Origin of the sequence: Paracoccus aestuariivivens (assembly GCF_009711225.1) — a bacterium.
Lineage (GTDB): Bacteria > Pseudomonadota > Alphaproteobacteria > Rhodobacterales > Rhodobacteraceae > Paracoccus > Paracoccus aestuariivivens.
This window is the reverse complement of record NZ_WMIE01000003.1, coordinates 211,569-229,009: the sequence shown is the minus strand read 5'-3', so window position 1 is coordinate 229,009 and position 17,441 is coordinate 211,569. Positions and strand designations below refer to the sequence as shown.

Genomic DNA, 17,441 nt, shown 5'->3' with positions numbered 1-17,441 from the left:
AGCTGGCGCGGACGCGTGGCCCCGACGGAGGAAATATGCTCGTGAAATTTTTGCAGGCGGCTGCATTATCCGCCATGTTCGCCGCGCCCGCTTTGGCCGCGCAAGATAGCATTACTCTGGGAATGGTGCTTGAACCGCCAAATCTCGACCCGACCGGCGGGGCTGCCGCCGCCATCGACGAAGTGGTTTATGCCAATATATTCGAGGGACTGACACGGATCGGTCCCGATGGCAGTGTCAAACCCGGTCTAGCCGAAAGCTGGGATGTCGAAGATGGCGGCAAGGCATTTATCTTCCATCTGCGCCCGGGTGTTACCTTCCATGATGGCAGCCCGTTCGATGCGCAGGATGTGATCTTTTCACTGGACCGCGCCCGCGCGGCCGACAGCACCAATGCGCAGAAATCCCTGTTCGAAGGCATCGACAAGGTCGAGGCCAGCGACCCCCTGACCGTTCGAGTCACCCTGAAATCCCCTGACGGAGGCTTCCCCTTCAAGATGGCCTGGGGCGATGCGGTCATGGTCGATCAGGCCAATATCCCCGATATAGCAACCAAGCCGATCGGCACCGGTCCGTTCCGCTTCGAGCAATGGAAACAGGGCGACCACATTTCGCTGACCGCTTTCGATGGCTACTGGGGAATAAAGCCCGCGCTTGCCCGTGCAACGTTCCGCTTCATTCCCGACCCGACAGCAGCCTTCGCGGCGATGATGGCTGGCGACGTCGACGCATTCCCGATCTACCCCGCGCCCGAGACGCTTGCCCAGATTCAGGCCGATCCGCGCTTCAAGGTGCTTGTCGGCACGACCGAGGGTGAAACGATCCTCGCGATGAACCATGAAAATCCGGCACTGGCGAATGTAAAGGTCCGCGAGGCGATCGCTCATGCCGTCAACCGTCAGGAGTTGATCGACGGCGCGATGTTCGGCTACGGCACGCCCATCGGGACGCATTTCGCGCCCCACAACCCGGATTATGTGGACCTGACGGCGCAATCCGGTTTCGACCCCGAGCGTGCCAAAGCCCTTCTGGCCGAGGCGGGCGTACAGAACCTGACCCTCCGGCTTGCCCTGCCTCCCACGCCCTATGCCCGTCGCGGTGGCGAAATCATTGCCGCCGAACTGCGCAACATCGGGATCGAGACCCAGATCACCAATATGGAATGGGCCCAATGGCTTGAGCAGGTGTTCAAGAACTCGGATTTCGACCTGACCATCATCAGCCATGTCGAGCCTATGGATATCGGGATCTACGGTCGCAAGGACTATTATTTCAATTACGACAACCCGCAATTCGACAAGGTCATCGCCAACCTCGCGGCCACGACCGATCCGGCGCAACGCTCGGTTTTGCTGAAACAAGCACAGCAGGTCATCGCCGATGATTATGCCAATGCCTATCTGTTCCAGCTTGCCAAAACCGGCGTCGCGAAGGCCGAGATCGAGGGTCTGTGGCAGAACGCGCCGATGCCGGCAAACGATCTCAGCGAAGTCCACTGGACCGAGTAATTACAGAACGGCGCTGCCGCAGGCGGCGCCGCTTCAATTTTTCAGAACGATGCAGCGACCGCCAAAGCTGCGCAGCCGCGTGCAGAAAGCAAAGGCCTCTTTGCGCGACGAATATCCGATCTGAGCGGTATAGACCCTGCGCGGTCCACCCGAGATCTTGCGCCGCACATAGCTGACCCGTTTGCCCCCAAGGATCGGACGCAAGGTCTTGTTCAGCTTCGAGACCTGACTTGTCACGCCCGACTGGCTGGGATGGGTCGCAACGATCACGCCCCAGGGCCAAGCACGTTCAGGTGTTTTGAATTCATGCAATTTGCGCTTGCCGGCTAGATCGATGCAGGCGGCAAGGAAAGGACGGGACTTGTCCAGCCGCAGATCGGTTTTATCGGGCGGACTATCGCGCCAGCTCGCGGCGGTCAGCCCCGTGATCGCCTGAACATAATCCTGCGTTTCCCACGGCAACCCGCCGCCTTGCGAAATGAAACGGGCGGCGCGGTTCTCGCCGCCGTTATAGGCCACGGCCGCCAGCCCGATATTGCCGAAACTATCCGTCAACGTCTTGAGATAACGGGCCGAGGCCGCAATCGCCTTTGCCGGATTGAACGGATCGTCCAGCCCGACCATCTGTGCCGTTCCGGGCATGAACTGGGCAATGCCCATCGCGCCGACCGGACTTACCGCCCCCGGTTCGAACAGGCTTTCCTTCCACAAAAGTCGCGCGAAGAAATGCGGATCAAGATCGTTGTTTCCGGCCGCGCGTTCGATCGCCGTGCAGACATCCGTCACGTAATTCGACACCGAGATGCAGTAGCGTCCGTCATCCGTGCAGCGGCTTTTCGGCGAAACACGTGGAGCCCCGGTACCTTGGACGGCATCCACCGCCTCATAGGCACCCACCTGTGAGACGGAAAGCGCAGCAGCTAGGGCAATGGAAAGAAAACGCATGGACTACTCGCAACGTCGGCACTTGTGACTGCGCCAATCAATTATCAGGGTCCCGACCCGATTAAAACCGCAGGCCTCACGGGGTCAGGGAAACTTACTCGTCGTCGGCGCCTTTCCCCGCGCCGGCTCTGTTCATAGATCAGTCCGTTCCGGATTTGACCTTTCTCACGACTTTCGCACCGTTCCGAACACGCTGTTTTTCGGCTTTTTCCTCAAGTTTGCGGCGCTTTTCCTCAAGCTTTTCGGTCTGAGCGGCAAGCTTGCGGCGCTTTTCCTCAATCTTATCGATCTGCGAGGTTTTTTCTGCCTTTGCAGGTTTGTCCTTTAACGCGACGTTACCTGCGTCCCCGTTGGCTTTTGCCGTCTTGTTCTTCTTGGTGGGCTTCGTCGCAAGGCGGGACATTTTCTCGTCCACGGCAAGGCGCAACTCCTGCGACAGAACCTTTTTCGTACCGGCATCTGTTGCTTGTGTCTTCTTCGCGCGCAGCTCTTTCACCAGCGAATTAAGGGCGGCGTTGTTCAGCGTCTTCAATGCAGCGGGCTCGGTCGGCGTGGCAGACCTTGCTTCGATGGTGTCTTTCATTCACTCGCCCTTTTGGCAGATCGGTCCCCAGAATCTGCCACGGGTCGGGAAATGCCTCCAGAAAAAACACCCCGGTCCTTCGACCGGGGTGCATTTCACTTACTGGCTGTGGCGCGTTTACTAAGGCGTCACGGCAGCGGTGGTCGTTCCACCGGCAGGCTCTAGGTAGCCGTCGGGAGTCTGGACAAGCTGGCCTTCAAGCGCGATGCTTTCTGCCTGCGAGCGGACCTTAACGCGGGTTCCGGTCGGAACCTCGCCATAAAGATCCATGATGTCCTGATTGAACATACGGATGCAGCCTGCCGAGGTCGCCTTGCCGATGGACGACGGGTCCATCGTGCCGTGGATGCGGTACAAGGTATCGCGGCCACCTTGGTACAGATAGAAGGCCCGCGAGCCCAGCGGGTTGTCGATCCCCCCCGGCAGGCCGTTTTTCAAAGGACCGTAAAGATCAGGCATAGTGCGGACCATGTTCGCGGTCGGGGTCCAGCTTGGCCAGACCGACTTGCGGTTGATCGAAGCTCCGCCCGAGAAGTTCTTGCCGGCCTTGCCCACAGCAACCCCGTAGCGCATCGCCTCGCCCGGAGCGATGACGTGGTACAGGAAGCGTGCATAAGGATCGACGACGATGGTACCCGGCGCTTCCGAGCCATTATAGGCGACGCGCTGGCGGGTATTGCGTTCGGTCAGATAGGCATTCCGGACCGCATGAATCTCGATCGGTTCCGAATTCGGTCCGCTATCGGTGCGGGCACCGTAGACGCCTTGGCCGACCGATGACCTTGTTGATGTCGTTGGCTGGGTGGGCGCACAGGCAGCAAGGCCAAGCCCCATAGCCAGCATCAGCGAAAGAATTCGCATCGAGGTTTCCCTTCTAAACTCGGCCCTGCCATCAAGGTTAGGCCGGTGGCAGCAGAAAGAACATCAAATCGTGAGAATCGCCGAGCAGCGGCGGTGTCCACTCTGATGTTCACTACAGTCCTGTGACCCTGCGGGCCGTCAAGTGCAACCCTTGGTGTACCCAACTTTTCCGTTAACCACTGTGGCTAAATGGCTAATATGGAGGTTTTTGAAAGTATTTCTCGCATCCTACGGGAACCGCTTGTGAAACTGCGGGTTAACAGCGCGAACCAATGACGGAGCGACCGTCAACTGGTCCTGAAGCGAGGGAGACTGTAATATGACACTTAGCTCCTTTATCATAACGCTGGTCATCGGTGCTATCGCCGGTTGGCTGGCGGGACAAATCGTCAAAGGCCATGGCCAGGGACTGCTGACAAATATCATCGTCGGCATTCTTGGCGCAGTTATCGCCAGTTTTCTGTTTCCGGCGCTCGGCCTCGGAATGTTTGCAGCCAGTCCGGTTCTCGGCTCGATCATTTACTCCACGATCGGAGCCGTCATCCTTCTGTTTGTCTTGCGACTCGTCCAACGCGCCTGAATGTGTCCGGCCTTCTCGGTTCGAGAAGGCCATATAGTTCCCGTCGACAGCCGACGGTGTTTCTGTCTGGACGGATATCCCGTTCCGGCAATCGTTAACGATCAGCATGTCATGCTGCGGTCGCCGCCCCGTAAAGGGCGGCCGTCGGGAGTGGTTGATGCTATTTCGCGTCAGCCGGAAAGCCGGAACGGAACCGTGTTGGTCTCCTCTCACGGATTTTGTCCGGCTTCGATGTTTTGATTATTGAGATGTTGCGAAAAAGGGGGCGGTAATCGCCCCCTTTTTTTTTCCGCTCGCGCTCTTATGCGTTGGCGGGTTGCAATCCCTGCGCCCGAGAGGTCTTTCCGCCCTTGATATAGCGGGCATATCCCAGATCCTCGTGGGCGATATCGGGTTTCTTGCCCGAAATCAGATCCGCGAGCAGCCGCCCCGAGCCAGCCGACATCGTCCAGCCCAACGTGCCGTGACCGGTGTTCAGATACAGGTTCGGGATCGGCGTCGCACCGACAATCGGCGTGCCATCGGGCGTCATCGGACGCAGGCCGGTCCAGAACTCGGCTTTGGCAGGATCACCCGAACCACCGAACAGATCCGTGACAGATTTGGTCAGCGTGGCGCGGCGACGATCATTCAGGCTCAGATCGTATCCGGCGATCTCGGCCAGACCGCCCACCCTGATGCGATCACCAAGGCGGGTGATCGCGACCTTGTAGGTTTCGTCCATGACGGTCGAGACCGGAGCCAGATTTTCATCCTCGATCGGGATGGTCAGCGAATAGCCTTTCAGCGGATAGATCGGCAGATTCAGGCCCAGATGGCGGACCAATTGAGGCGAATGCGGCCCCATCGCCAGCACATACCGGTCAGCCGTGATCCGGCCCTGATCGGTGCGGACGGTACTGATGCGGCCACCTTCGGCCTCGAGCGCTTCGACGGTGACGCCCCAACGGAAGGTCACGCCCAACGAAGCTGCCATCTCGGCCAGATTATTCGTGAACTTGAAGCAATCGCCGGTTTCGTCTCCGGGCAGGCGCAAACCGCCGACGATCTTGTCGGCCGTTCTGGCCAGTCCCGGCTCGGCAGCCACGCAACCGGCGCGATCCAGAACCTCGAACGGCACACCATCGGCGCGCAGGACTTCGATATCCTTGCCCGCGCCGTCAAGTTGCTCTTGCTTGCGGAAGACCTGCAAAGTGCCCTGAGTGCGCTCGTCGTAATGGATACCGGTTTCCGTGCGCAGATCGGACAGGCAGTCGCGGCTATATTCCGCGATGCGGACCATGCGGCTTTTGTTCACCGCATAAGCCGCGCTGGTGCAGTTGCGCAGCATCTGCGCCAGCCAGCCCAGACGGTGCATATCCAGACGCGGCTGAAGAACCAGTGGAGCGTGGCGCTGGAACATCCATTTCATCGCCTTCAGCGGAATGCCCGGCGCAGCCCAGGGCGAGGAGTAGCCGGGCGAGATTTCACCAGCATTGGCATAGCTTGTCTCAAGCGCGGGGCCTTGCTGGCGATCTATGACCGTGACCTCGTGACCGGCCTTGGCGAGATACCACGCCGAGGTAACGCCGATGACACCTGCTCCCAGAACAACAATCTTCATGCACCCGCGCCTTTCAGAAGAGACTGTTCGAAAGATAGCGCGAATTCAGGAAAGGAAATCCCGAACTTGGGCGCATTGACGCATCATAGCGGATATTCATTCGAACTATGACACTAAACTCGGGATATTCTTCGATGATTTCAACCATGCCCGGAAAATATCACCCAGAAAGCCCGTGAATCGGGCAGTCCCGTGCGGCATTGCGCGGAGGTTGCCGCCCGCCGCCGCCCTGTTAAGCTGCCCGCGAAGCAGAGGTTGTAATTCCATGCCCGCCACGTCCCGAAATAGTGCTCTCGCCCCGTTCCGCCACAAGGATTTCCGGCTGCTTTGGTCAGCGACGCTGGTCTCGAACTTCGGAGGATTGGTGCAATCCGTCGGCGCCGCGTGGATGATGACCCAGCTGACGGATTCCCCGACGCTGATCGCGCTGGTCCAAGCCTCAAACACCTTGCCGATCATGCTGTTCGCGCTGGCCTCGGGGGCATTGGCGGATAACTTCGATCGCCGGACGCTGCTGCTTGGCGCGCAGATCTTTATGGCAAGCGTGTCGATCCTGCTGGCAATCCTGACATGGCAAGGTTTGACCACGCCGCTGCTGCTGCTGTCGCTGACCTTCCTGATCGGGGTCGGACAAGCCCTTTACAACCCTCCATGGCAAGCCAGCATGGGCGATCTGGTTCCACGCGAAGACCTGCCTGCCGCCGTGACGATGAACTCGGTCGGCTTCAACCTCATGCGCAGCGTTGGTCCGGCAGCGGGCGGGATCATCACTGCCGCCTTTGGCGCCGCCGCAGCCTTTGCCGTCAATGCATTCAGCTATTTGCCCTTGCTTGGCGCATTGGTCAGTTGGCATCCGAAAACGCCCGAGCGGTTGACCACCCGTGAACCCTTTGTCTCTGCCGTGGGCGCGGGCCTGCGTTACGTCTTGCTGTCCCCCAACCTTGTGCGGGTCCTGTCACGCGGAGCACTGTTCGGCTTTTCGGCCATCGCAATTCTGGCACTGCTGCCGCTGGTCGCGAAATCCCACCCCGAGGGCGGCTCGATGTTGTTCGGCCTGCTGCTGGGTTGCTATGGGCTGGGCGCGATTGTCGGGGCGGTCGTGAACCCCCGCATCCGCGAGCGCATGAACAACGAATACATCGTGCGTCTGGCATTCTTGGGCTTCGCGCTGGCTTCGCTGGTGCTGGCCTTCACCGACCACATCTGGCTGCACGCGCTGGCTATGCTGCCCGCAGGCGCAAGCTGGGTTCTGGCGTTGTCGCTATTCAACGTCACCGTCCAGCTTTCCACGCCGCGTTGGGTCGTGGCACGGGCACTGGCGCTTTATCAGACCGCGACCTTCGGCGGCATGGCAGCGGGTAGTTGGTTCTGGGGCGAAATCGCTTCGATCCGCAATATCGACACAGCCTTGGCCTGCGCCGCCATTCCGCTGATCCTGGGCGTCATCGTCGGCTATTGGTTCCGCGTCCCAGAGTTCGGCACACTTGATCTGGACCCGGTGAACCGCTTCCGCGAGCCGCAACTCAAGCTGGATCTGCGCGGTCGGTCGGGACCGATCATGGTCCTGATCGACTACCAGATCGCACAAAGCGACGTCCCCGAATTCCTGCGCGTGATGGCGCAACGACGCGACATCCGCCGCCGCGACGGAGCAAGAAACTGGGCCCTGCTGCGCGACCTCGAACATCCGGAACTCTGGTCGGAAAGCTACCATATCGCGACTTGGGACGAATATGTGCGCCACAACCTGCGCCGCACCAAAGCCGATTTCGAAAGCTACGAAAGGCTGCACAAACTGCATCGCGGCGACAAACCGCCCGTCGTGCATCGCATGATCGAACGCCATTCGGTCGATGCCAGCGATGACCTGCCGATCATCGGCAAGCTGGAACTGCCGTGACACAGCGACAACCCTTTGGCATGAATGGCTTTACCGAATCCGGGACGGCGATTAGCCTGCAGCCATGCGAAGATATCTGCTTCACCGATTGATTGCCTTGGGGCTCAGCCTGGCTGTAGCCTCGGTGCTGATTTTTTCGGTGGTCGAACTGGTTCCGGGCGATCCGGCCAGCTACATGCTCGGCACCGGAGCCCAGCCCGAGACTGTCGCAGCGCTTCGCCAGCAAATGGGTTTGGACCTACCTTTGCCGCTGCGCTACCTGCATTGGGTCGGCGGCGTCCTGACCGGAGACCTTGGCCATAGCTTCACCTACAAGACACCCGTCGCGGGCATGATTCTGGACCGCGTCCAAGTGTCCTTGCCTTTGGCCGTGATGGCACTTGCGTTATCGGTGGCGATTGCCCTGCCCATCGGCATGTTCGCGGCTGCGCGCCTTGGGCGCCCGGGTGACACCATCATGATGGGCGCAACCCAGATCGGGATCTCGTTGCCGAATTTCTGGTTCGCGATGCTGCTGGTGCTGCTTTTCGCGGTCCGCTTGCGCCTGCTGCCTGCTGGCGGCTTTCCCGGCTGGGATCATCCTTTGGCCGCATTGAAATCGCTGATCCTGCCTGCGATCGCCTTGGCGCTGCCACAGGCGGCGATCCTTGCGCGGGTGCTGCGCTCTGCTTTGGCCGAGACTTTAGGGCAGGACTATATCCGCACGGCCCGCGCCAAAGGCCTGAGCCGAAGTCAGGCCCTGCGCCGCCATGCCCTGCGCAATGCGCTTATTCCGGTTGTGACCATTCTTGGAATGCAGTTTTCTTTCCTTCTGGCAGGAGCAATCATTATCGAGAACGTATTCTACCTGCCCGGCCTTGGCCGACTGATTTTTCAGGCAATCACCCAGCGCGATCTGATCGTGGTCCAAAGCGCCGTCCTTGTGCTCGTCGCGGCCGTCATCCTTGTCACATTTCTTGTCGATCTGACCTATGCCGCAATCGACCCAAGGCTGCGGCAAAGATGAGGCTTTCCCTAATTCTCGGGGGCTTGTTTTCTGGTATGGCTGTCCTTGCGGCAATGTTGTCCTTTGTCTGGACTCCGGCCGAGATCACCCAACTGGCAATCCCCGACAAGCTGCTACCACCTTCGGCGGCGCATTGGTTGGGCACGGATCAACTTGGCCGCGACATGCTGTCGATGATTATGGTCGGAGCGCGGACTTCGATCGCCGTGGCTCTGGTCGCCGTGGTCATCGGCATGGGACTGGGCGTGCCATTGGGGCTAGTCGCGGCGGCGCGCAAGGGCAGTTGGCTGGATGAGACAATCATGCGCGGCAACGATCTGATCTTTGCCTTCCCCAGTCTCGTCATCGCCATCCTGATTACGGCGGCCCTTGGCCCTTCGGCGGTGAATGCCATCATCGCCATCGGCATTTTCAACATCCCCGTCTTTGCGCGGGTGACGCGCGGCTCGGCCTTGCCGATCTGGACGCTGGATTACATCCGCGCGGCGCGGGTCGCAGGCAAAGGCATGACGCTTATCAGCCTGCAACATATCCTGCCCAATATCGCCAATATCCTGATCGTTCAGGGCACCATCCAGTTCAGCCTTGGCATTCTGGCCGAAGCGGGCTTGTCCTATGTCGGGCTTGGTGCGCAACCTCCTGTCCCCAGTTGGGGCCGGATGCTGGCCGAGGCGCAGACCATGATCTCGATCGCGCCCCATGTCGCCATTGTCCCCGGCCTTGCCATCGTGGTGACCGTTCTTGGCCTGAACCTTCTGGGCGATGGCTTACGCGATGCGCTGGACCCAAGATTGCGCGGTTCCCGATGATTGAAACCCTTGATCTTGGCGTCACCCTGACCGAACTGCCCCTGCTCAGCCGCGTCAATCTGCAACTCAAGCCGGGGAAGATCACAGCGCTGGTCGGAGAAAGTGGCTCGGGCAAATCGCTAACTGCGCTGGCCATCATGGGGCTCTTGCCGACCGGAATGCGCACCAAGGGTCGCGTCGAGTTGAACGGCGACGACATCCTGACCCTGCCCGAACCCGAGCTTTGTCGCATTCGCGGCAAGCGAATCTCGATGATCTTCCAAGAACCTATGACCGCGCTGAATCCGCTGATGACAATCGGCGAACAGGTGGCCGAATCCCTGCGTTTGCACGAAGGCATGCCGCACGAGGCCGCATTGCAGCGCGCGCGCGAACGTCTTGACCGCGTTGGCCTGCCCGAACCGCGCTTTCCTCTGACGCTGTTCCCGCATGAACTCTCCGGAGGTCAGCGCCAGCGCGTCGCAATTGCGCTTGCCATCGCCGCGCGCCCCGATCTGCTGATCGCGGATGAGCCGACAACCGCGCTGGACGTCACGACGCAGGCGCAGATCCTGCAATTGCTGGCGGGCCTTGTGCGCGACGAAAAGATGTCGCTTTTGCTGATCACCCATGACCTTGCGGTGGTAGCCGGACTCGCCGACGACGTCGCGGTCATGCAGCGCGGTGCGGTGGTCGAATATGCAGCGGCCAATGACGTATTCCGCCGCCCGCAGCACAGCTATACGCGCGAACTACTAGCGGCAGCGGCGCACCAACCGCGTCTGGTGCTGACCAAGGCCGACGCCCCGCCCTTGCTTGAGGTTTCGAATATTTCGCGCAGCTATGCTGTGGCAGGCAAGCGTTCCGAAACCGACCGGTTGATCGCGGTCGACAATGTCAGCCTGACCATCCACGAACACGAGGCAGTCGGACTGGTCGGAGAATCCGGTTGCGGCAAGTCCACCCTGACCCGCGCCATCCTTGGGCTTGATCCGATCCAATCCGGCCAGATCCACCTGTCAGGCCATGACATCCGCGCAGGCTGGCGAATGCCAAAAGCCGTGCGGGCGGGTATGCAGGTGGTGTTTCAAGACCCCTATGGCAGCTTCGATCCACGCTGGACCGTCGAGAAGCTGGTCTCCGAGCCATTCCACCTGACCGGCCGTCCGAAGGATTGGCGCGACCGCGTGGCCGAGGCCCTTTTCGATGTCGGGATGACCGGCAGCGTGATGCGGCGCTATGCGCACGAGTTTTCGGGCGGGCAGCGGCAAAGGATCGCCTTGGCCCGCGCCCTGATCATCCGCCCCAGCCTGATCATTCTGGACGAAGCGGTCAGCGCGCTGGACGTGCGTGTGCGTATGCAGGTGCTGGACCTGTTGGCCAAGCTGCGCGTACGGCATGGCCTGTCCTATCTGTTCATCAGCCATGACCTGTCGGTCGTCCGCCAAATCACCGACCGTGTGCTGATCATGCGTCAGGGCAAGATCGTCGAATCGGGGCCGACGTCCCGCGTATTGGACGAGCCTCAGCACCCTTACACACGGCAGTTGCTTGCCGCGACGCCACGTCTTCCACAAGAAATTGCACTTCCGGCCCCAGAAAAGCTGTCAGACCGCTTGTGAACTCCCAAGTTCACTATTACCTCCTGCACGCTTCAAAGTTCGAGGCTCGGGTTATGAGTAATATGACAGTTCGCATATCAAAGCGCGTGGCACATCAGAACCGCAGCCTTTCGGCTGCCGATAAACTGATTCGTGATTCGCTGGCCGCGCAAACGCAACTGGTCGGAAACGGCGTGACCCATGTGATTCCGGCGATTGCTGAATCGCCGATCCCCGTTCTTGATCTGCGCAATCGCACGCCTGACCCGCGCAGCCGTCTGCCCCAAGCAAAAATACCGCTGGCGAAGCGGGCCTAGAACGTGACGGAAATATAACAGAAATACCGCATTCCAGAGACAGAAGACCCAACCGGAAACCGGACAGATATCCCAAAAACAACAGGCCCCGCGTGCCGCAGGGCCTGTCGCTCCTCCCCTGATACGGCGGCCAAGCCTCCCCGAATGGCCGCCCAGGAATTTCGTCGTGGCTCAGAAGCTGAACAGCTCTGCCTGCCGCACGATCAGTTGTGCCCGACGAATCTACGTTCTGTCAACTGGTCTACGATTGTATACCGATCTTTTCGCATCCTGAATCTTGAATTGCCTGCGGACAGCCCTAAAGCGCAAATCTGCGCGCTGTGCTGCTTGACGCATGCCGGCTTTCGTCGCAGGACCGCTGTCAGGCCGCTTCAAGATAAAGGAGAAGAAGATGACCCGCACCGTCTATCTGAATGGCGATTACCTGCCCGAGGCCGAGGCCAAGGTCTCGATCTTCGACCGCGGTTTCGTCATGGCCGACGGCGTCTACGAAGTGACCAGCGTTCTGCAGGGCAAGCTTCTGGATTTTCCGGGCCATCTGAAACGTCTGGGCCGCTCGTTGAGCGAACTCGGGATGGGCAATCCGCATAGCGACGAGGAATGGCTGGAAATCCATCGCCAGATGGTCGCTTTGAACAATATCGAAGAAGGCATCATCTATCTGCAGGTGACGCGCGGCAATCCGGGCGACCGTGACTTCGCATATCCGCCCGAAGGCACCCCCCAGACGGTCGTGCTGTTCACGCAATCGAAACCCGGTCTGGCCGCCAATCCGCAAGCCAAGACCGGCCTCAAGGTGATCTCGGTCGAGGATCTGCGTTGGTCGCGTCGCGACATCAAGACGGTACAGCTTCTGTTCCCGTCGATGGCCAAGATGGAAGCCAAGCATCGCGGCGCCGATGATGCATGGCTGGTCGAGGACGGGTTCGTGACCGAAGGAACCTCGAACAACACCTATATCGTTAAGGATGGCCGTATCATCACGCGCCAACTGTCGACCGATATCCTGCACGGGATCACGCGGGCCTCGCTGCTGCGCTTCGCCGCCGAAGCCCAGATGCAGATCGAGGAACGCCCTTTCACCATCGCCGAAGCACAGGCTGCTGATGAAGCCTTCTTCACGTCCGCCTCGGCCTTTGTGCTGCCGGTGGTCGAGATCGACGGAGCCAAGGTCAATGGCGGCACGGTCGGCCCGGTCACCACGCGTCTGCGCGAACTTTATCTGGAAGAGTCGCTGAAATCCGCGATCTGACAGCGGAACGACATAAGAAAAGGGCGCGCCGGAGCAATCCCGCGCGCCCTTTTTACATACTAGAGGTCCGTCAGCCGTTCAGGGTTTCCCGAACAAGGTTGATGGTCCCGACTTCAGAAACTTGCGTGTCACGCAACACCGCCAGAGCCTGACCGTCCAGCACGACCGAAACGTCATCGCCGTCCTGCACCAGCTCGTAATCTTCCTCGCCGGTATAATCTGCGGCCAAGGTGATGGTCAGCCGGTCCGAACCGCCCAAGGCGATATCCGCCGCACCGCCAGCGTCACTGCGCAGAACGATCACGTCGGCTCCATCACCGGCATTGACGATGTCATTCGCACCCGCGTGGATAGTGTCGTCACCATCTCCGCCCAACAGCGTATCCGGAGCATCCGGATCCGATGCATCGGCTGACAGGATCAGATCGTCGTCATCCTCTCCATCGATATAGACCGTTCCGCCGTGATCCTCGATCCGGTCATCGCCATGACCACCGGTGATCGAGTGATTGCCGCCATTGGTGATGATAGTGTCGAAACCCTCGCCGCCGTCGATCGTGTCATTGCCTTCATCGGCGCCCAGATCATAAGCGCCGTAGAGGTCATCATCGTAGCCGAGGAAGATTTCGTCATCACCCGCATCGGCAGAAACGCTGTCATCGCCGTAGCCGGTCCAGATGGCGTCGTCGCCCTCGCCACCCGAAACCGTGTCGTCGCCCTCGAACGACTGGATCGCATCATCGCCGGACGTGCCGGCGATGGTGTCGTCTTCATCCGTGCCTTCGATCAGGTCACGACCGCCAAACGGGTCTTCGTTGGGTGCGTCCGGCGCATGGTCGTCGTCATTGCTGGAAATGAGCGAGCCGATGCCGGCAATGCCCAGCACTCCGAGCAACAGGAAAATGGTCTGATTCATCCGCCCCTCCAAGGTCTTCCGCCAAAGATAAACCGGGGGCCATGACTCCGGCAACCTGTGAAAGCATTATGCCCTTAGTGCCCTAGGATCTGGCTCAGGAAAAGCTTGGTCCGCTCGGACTTCGGATTGTTGAAGAACTCTTTGGGCGTGTTCTGTTCGACGATCTGGCCCTGATCCATGAAAATCACCCGATGCGCGACGGCTTGGGCGAAACCCATTTCATGGGTGACGCAAAGCATCGTCATGCCGTCCTCGGCCAGTTCGATCATGGTATCGAGAACTTCCTTGATCATTTCGGGGTCCAGCGCCGAAGTCGGCTCGTCGAACAGCATGATGCGGGGCCGCATGCAAAGCGAACGCGCGATGGCCACCCGCTGCTGCTGCCCCCCCGACAACTGACCGGGAAATTTGTTGGCCTGCTCGGGGATCTTGACCTTTTCAAGGAAATGCATCGCCGTTTCCTCGGCTTCCTTCTTGGGAACCTTGCGGACCCAGATCGGAGCCAAGGTGCAGTTTTCCAGAATGGTCAGATGCGGGAACAGGTTGAAGTGCTGAAACACCATACCGACTTCCGAGCGCACCTTGTCGATGTTTTTCAGATCGTTCGTCAACTCGGTTCCATCGACGATGATACGTCCGGCCTGATGTTCCTCAAGCCGGTTGATGCAGCGGATCAGCGTCGATTTCCCGGAGCCCGAGGGGCCCGCGATGACGATGCGTTCGCCGCGGCTGACATTCAGGTCAATGTCGCGCAGCACATGGAAGGTGCCGTACCATTTGTTCAGCTTGGCGATTTCGATGGCGGTATCGCCGAGCGGATGGGAGGCGGTTTGTGTCGAGGTCATGGAATGCGCTCCTCAGCGATGGTCGCGCTTCAGGCGGCGCTCGAGATACATCGAGTAGCGCGACATGCCGAAGCAGAGGATGAAGAAGATCGAGCCGACGAAAATATAGGGCTCCCAATAGGCGCCTTTCCATTCGAAGCTCGCACGGATTGTGTCAGACATCGCCTTCAGCGGATCGAACAGGCCGACGAAGACGACCAGCGTGGTGTCCTTGAACATACCGATAAAGGTCGAGACGATGCCGGGGATGCTGATCTTCAGGGCTTGCGGCAGGATGATCAGGCGCTGCGCCTTCCAGTAATCCAGCCCCAGCGCGTCGGCCGCCTCGTATTGTCCCTTTGGCAAGGCTGCCAGCCCGCCACGGATGACTTCGGCCATATAGGCCGAGGCAAACAGCGTCACCATGATGATGACCCGCAGGATGATGTCGAAATTCGTCCCCGGCGGCAGGAAGTAGTTCAGCAGCAGCGAGGCCACGAACAGCAGGGTGATCAAAGGAACTCCGCGGATGAACTCGATAAAGATCACGGCCATGATCTTGATGATCGGCAGGTCCGAACGCCGCGCCAGCGCAAGAATGACGCCCAAGGGCAGCGACAGTGCGATGCCCGAGACACCGATGGTGATCGACAGGACAAAGCCGCCGAACTGATCCGAACTGACCGGAGCGAGCCGCATTGGCAGAACGGTCGCAATCCCACGGGAAACGATATCGGACAGAGCCAGCCACCAGAATGCCGCCACGACAACCGCCGCGGCAAAGGCGAACATGCCGTAGGCGGATAGCGCCCGCCAGACGACAAAGCCCAGTACAAAGCCAGCCAGTGCCATCGCCGGTTCCCAGATCGTGCCGCCCCAGAGCAGCCAGACCGCGAAGAACGGATAGATCAGGCTGGCAAGCACGACGGGACCGGTCCGGGTCTCGATCAGATAGACCCATGCCAGCATCAGGATGGCCATTCCGCCAAGCTCGACGACTGTTGCCCCAAGGACCGCCGAGATGACGAAGGTCAAAGCTACGGCCAGTCCAGTGACGATCCGACGCGCTTTCGGGCTATCCGCGAACAGGACAGGGGCGAGGGCCAGAAACAGCGTGCCAAAGGCCAGAACCGGTCGCCAATACAGATCGGATGGGTAGAAACCGAAAACGAACTGGTTCCAGCGGTGTTTGATAATCGCGAAACACGCGCCCGAGGCATCGGGTCCATGCGCGGCAGCGATGATCTTGCGGCAATCGGCCATGCTTTCGGCATTCCAGACCGAGTTCGACAGCCACGGCCAGAGCGTGCTGAAAATCAGCCACAGGATGCCAAGACCGATCAGGGTCAGCAGGATGTTCAGCGGACCCGAGAACAGGTTCTCGCGCAGCCACAGGACCGCACCCGAGGCCCGCGCCGGTGGCGGTTCGGGGGGCAGCATGGTCTTGCGCACGAAGGCGACGGATCGGGGATCGGGATTGCTCATCTTACCGCTCCTTCAGTCTGACGCTGTTGTTGAAGACGTTCATCCCGGCGGAAATGACCAGACACAGCACCAGATAGATCCCCATCATCAGGACCATGCACTCCATCTCGCGGCCCGTTTGGTTAAGCGTCGTACCCCCCAATGTGCCACGCAGATCCATGAAGCCGACCGCAATGGCCAGCGAACTGTTCTTTGTCAGGTTCAGGTATTGCGAGATCAGCGGCGGAATGATGACCCGCAACGCTTGCGGCAACACGACCAGCCGCATGGTACGGCGCGGACGCAGGCCAAGGGCAAAGGCCGCCTCGGACTGCCCCTTGCTGACGGCAAGAATGCCGGCGCGGACGATCTCGGCGATGAAGGCTCCGGTATACAGCGTCAGGGCGAGCCACAGCACGACGAAGGCGTTGTCCAGATTGGTGCCCTCGGCAAAGTTGAAGCCGCGCAGGACCGGCGGAATCAGGTGCAGGCCGAAATACCAGGTCAGGAACAGGACCGGCAGCACGTACATTGCCAGAATGATCCACCAGGTGGTCGGGCGATTACCGGTCTCGTCCTGAATGCGCTGAGCGCGTTCTTTCAGGAAACGATGGCCCAGATATGCCAGAAGCAGCACGGTGACATAAGCGATAAAGGCCCAGCTGATGCCCTCGCGACCGATGGCTATGACGCCGGGCGGGTTCGACATCCCGATCGAGGGCACGGCGGTATAGCGGTTCGTCGGCGCGATCATGTCGAACATGATCATGCTCGCCGCCGGATTCTCGCCACGATAGGCGTTAGGGGCGGGCATCACCTCGGTAAAGATCGCAAGGATCACAAGGATCCACAGCAGCAAGGGAATATTGCGGAAGATCTCGACATAGACGGTCATCAACCGCGCGATCAGCCAGTTCGAGGAAAGTCGCAGCACCCCGACGATCACCCCCACGATCGTCGCTGAAATACAGCCGAGGATCGCGACCTGCAGCGTGTTCAGCAGTCCGACCGTCGTAGCGCGGAGGTGGGTGTCATCCGAATTGTAGGGGATAAGCTGCTGGGGGATGTCATATCCAGCCCGCCTGAAAAGAAAGTCAAAGCTGAGCGTCTTGCCCATGATGGCAAGGTTTTTCAGCGTGTTGTCGATGAGCCAGCTTGCGAAAAGCATGACCAGAATGAAAACGACAGCCTGAATCGTCAACGAACGATAACGACGGTCGTAAATCAACATCGACAGGCGGAAAGGCGGATTTGCCGCGCCTGGATAATCAACCATATTCTAACCCCTGTTGG

Annotated in this window: 16 protein-coding genes; 8 read left to right on the top strand and 8 right to left on the bottom strand. The window is 59.8% G+C overall.

Annotation, left to right across the window (positions count from 1 at the left end; genetic code table 11):
* Window positions 1-35: 35 nt before the first annotated feature.
* On the top strand, window positions 36-1,508 hold the full coding sequence (locus tag GL286_RS08675) for an ABC transporter substrate-binding protein (protein ID WP_155095157.1): 1,473 nt from the start codon (window positions 36-38) through the stop codon (window positions 1,506-1,508).
* Window positions 1,509-1,541: 33 nt separating this feature from the next.
* Here GL286_RS08675 and GL286_RS08670 read toward each other — a convergent pair whose 3' ends face one another.
* The 3 genes from GL286_RS08670 to GL286_RS08660 form a co-directional block, all read right to left on the bottom strand.
* A complete protein-coding gene (locus GL286_RS08670) occupies window positions 1,542-2,453 on the bottom strand; it encodes a lytic transglycosylase domain-containing protein (RefSeq protein ID WP_155095156.1) in 912 nt (303 codons plus the stop codon).
* A gap of 139 nt (window positions 2,454-2,592) precedes the next feature.
* Complete coding sequence (locus GL286_RS08665; RefSeq protein ID WP_155095155.1) at window positions 2,593-3,036, bottom strand: hypothetical protein; 444 nt, start codon at window positions 3,034-3,036, stop codon at window positions 2,593-2,595.
* A 120-nt stretch (window positions 3,037-3,156) separates the two neighbouring features.
* On the bottom strand, window positions 3,157-3,897 hold the full coding sequence (locus GL286_RS08660; RefSeq protein ID WP_155095154.1) for a L,D-transpeptidase: 741 nt from the start codon (window positions 3,895-3,897) through the stop codon (window positions 3,157-3,159).
* Window positions 3,898-4,216: 319 nt separating this feature from the next.
* On the opposite strand from GL286_RS08660, the gene GL286_RS08655 reads away from it, so the two are divergent.
* A complete protein-coding gene (locus tag GL286_RS08655) occupies window positions 4,217-4,477 on the top strand; it encodes a GlsB/YeaQ/YmgE family stress response membrane protein (RefSeq protein WP_155095153.1) in 261 nt (86 codons plus the stop codon).
* Between the two features lie 301 nt (window positions 4,478-4,778).
* Here the strand turns inward: GL286_RS08655 and GL286_RS08650 are convergent, their stop codons facing one another.
* Window positions 4,779-6,080 (bottom strand): D-amino acid dehydrogenase, encoded by a 1,302-nt coding sequence (locus GL286_RS08650; RefSeq protein ID WP_155095152.1) that lies wholly within the window; start codon window positions 6,078-6,080, stop codon window positions 4,779-4,781.
* A 265-nt stretch (window positions 6,081-6,345) separates the two neighbouring features.
* Between GL286_RS08650 and GL286_RS08645 the strand changes: the two genes are divergently transcribed.
* The 6 genes from GL286_RS08645 to GL286_RS08620 all read left to right on the top strand — a co-directional run bounded on the left by GL286_RS08645 (window position 6,346) and on the right by GL286_RS08620 (window position 12,944).
* On the top strand, window positions 6,346-7,980 hold the full coding sequence (locus GL286_RS08645; RefSeq protein WP_155095151.1) for an MFS transporter: 1,635 nt from the start codon (window positions 6,346-6,348) through the stop codon (window positions 7,978-7,980).
* Window positions 7,981-8,044: 64 nt separating this feature from the next.
* Complete coding sequence (locus GL286_RS08640; protein ID WP_155095150.1) at window positions 8,045-8,986, top strand: ABC transporter permease; 942 nt, start codon at window positions 8,045-8,047, stop codon at window positions 8,984-8,986.
* A complete protein-coding gene (locus tag GL286_RS08635; RefSeq protein WP_155095149.1) occupies window positions 8,983-9,795 on the top strand; it encodes an ABC transporter permease in 813 nt (270 codons plus the stop codon). The genes GL286_RS08640 and GL286_RS08635 overlap by 4 nt, the downstream gene beginning before the upstream one ends.
* On the top strand, window positions 9,792-11,396 hold the full coding sequence (locus GL286_RS08630) for an ABC transporter ATP-binding protein (protein WP_155095148.1): 1,605 nt from the start codon (window positions 9,792-9,794) through the stop codon (window positions 11,394-11,396). Before GL286_RS08635 ends, GL286_RS08630 begins: the two co-directional genes overlap by 4 nt.
* Window positions 11,393-11,692 carry a hypothetical protein gene (locus GL286_RS08625; RefSeq protein ID WP_155095147.1) on the top strand — a complete coding sequence of 100 codons (300 nt, stop codon included), beginning with the start codon at window positions 11,393-11,395 and terminating at the stop codon, window positions 11,690-11,692. Before GL286_RS08630 ends, GL286_RS08625 begins: the two co-directional genes overlap by 4 nt.
* A gap of 391 nt (window positions 11,693-12,083) precedes the next feature.
* Window positions 12,084-12,944: a D-amino-acid transaminase gene (locus GL286_RS08620; RefSeq protein WP_155095146.1), complete on the top strand. Its 861-nt coding sequence runs from the start codon at window positions 12,084-12,086 to the stop codon at window positions 12,942-12,944.
* Window positions 12,945-13,014: 70 nt separating this feature from the next.
* On the opposite strand, the gene GL286_RS08615 is transcribed toward GL286_RS08620, so the two are convergent.
* The 4 genes from GL286_RS08615 to GL286_RS08600 form a co-directional block, all read right to left on the bottom strand.
* Window positions 13,015-13,860, bottom strand: coding sequence for a calcium-binding protein (locus GL286_RS08615; protein ID WP_155095145.1), 846 nt, complete (start codon window positions 13,858-13,860; stop codon window positions 13,015-13,017).
* Between the two features lie 74 nt (window positions 13,861-13,934).
* Window positions 13,935-14,705: an amino acid ABC transporter ATP-binding protein gene (locus tag GL286_RS08610; RefSeq protein WP_155095144.1), complete on the bottom strand. Its 771-nt coding sequence runs from the start codon at window positions 14,703-14,705 to the stop codon at window positions 13,935-13,937.
* 12 nt (window positions 14,706-14,717) lie between these two features.
* Window positions 14,718-16,169 (bottom strand): amino acid ABC transporter permease, encoded by a 1,452-nt coding sequence (locus GL286_RS08605; RefSeq protein WP_155095143.1) that lies wholly within the window; start codon window positions 16,167-16,169, stop codon window positions 14,718-14,720.
* 1 nt (window position 16,170) lies between these two features.
* Entirely contained in the window at window positions 16,171-17,424 is a 1,254-nt protein-coding gene (locus tag GL286_RS08600) for an amino acid ABC transporter permease (protein WP_155095142.1), read from the bottom strand.
* Window positions 17,425-17,441: the final 17 nt, after the last annotated feature.

Coding starts and splice junctions, on each gene's coding strand:
- GL286_RS08675 (WP_155095157.1), top strand. CDS start 36: ATGCTCGTGAAATTTTTGCAGGCGGCTGCATTATCCGCCATGTTCGCC.
- GL286_RS08670 (WP_155095156.1), bottom strand. CDS start 2,453: ATGCGTTTTCTTTCCATTGCCCTAGCTGCTGCGCTTTCCGTCTCACAG.
- GL286_RS08665 (WP_155095155.1), bottom strand. CDS start 3,036: ATGAAAGACACCATCGAAGCAAGGTCTGCCACGCCGACCGAGCCCGCT.
- GL286_RS08660 (WP_155095154.1), bottom strand. CDS start 3,897: ATGCGAATTCTTTCGCTGATGCTGGCTATGGGGCTTGGCCTTGCTGCC.
- GL286_RS08655 (WP_155095153.1), top strand. CDS start 4,217: ATGACACTTAGCTCCTTTATCATAACGCTGGTCATCGGTGCTATCGCC.
- GL286_RS08650 (WP_155095152.1), bottom strand. CDS start 6,080: ATGAAGATTGTTGTTCTGGGAGCAGGTGTCATCGGCGTTACCTCGGCG.
- GL286_RS08645 (WP_155095151.1), top strand. CDS start 6,346: ATGCCCGCCACGTCCCGAAATAGTGCTCTCGCCCCGTTCCGCCACAAG.
- GL286_RS08640 (WP_155095150.1), top strand. CDS start 8,045: ATGCGAAGATATCTGCTTCACCGATTGATTGCCTTGGGGCTCAGCCTG.
- GL286_RS08635 (WP_155095149.1), top strand. CDS start 8,983: ATGAGGCTTTCCCTAATTCTCGGGGGCTTGTTTTCTGGTATGGCTGTC.
- GL286_RS08630 (WP_155095148.1), top strand. CDS start 9,792: ATGATTGAAACCCTTGATCTTGGCGTCACCCTGACCGAACTGCCCCTG.
- GL286_RS08620 (WP_155095146.1), top strand. CDS start 12,084: ATGACCCGCACCGTCTATCTGAATGGCGATTACCTGCCCGAGGCCGAG.
- GL286_RS08615 (WP_155095145.1), bottom strand. CDS start 13,860: ATGAATCAGACCATTTTCCTGTTGCTCGGAGTGCTGGGCATTGCCGGC.
- GL286_RS08610 (WP_155095144.1), bottom strand. CDS start 14,705: ATGACCTCGACACAAACCGCCTCCCATCCGCTCGGCGATACCGCCATC.
- GL286_RS08605 (WP_155095143.1), bottom strand. CDS start 16,169: ATGAGCAATCCCGATCCCCGATCCGTCGCCTTCGTGCGCAAGACCATG.
- GL286_RS08600 (WP_155095142.1), bottom strand. CDS start 17,424: ATGGTTGATTATCCAGGCGCGGCAAATCCGCCTTTCCGCCTGTCGATG.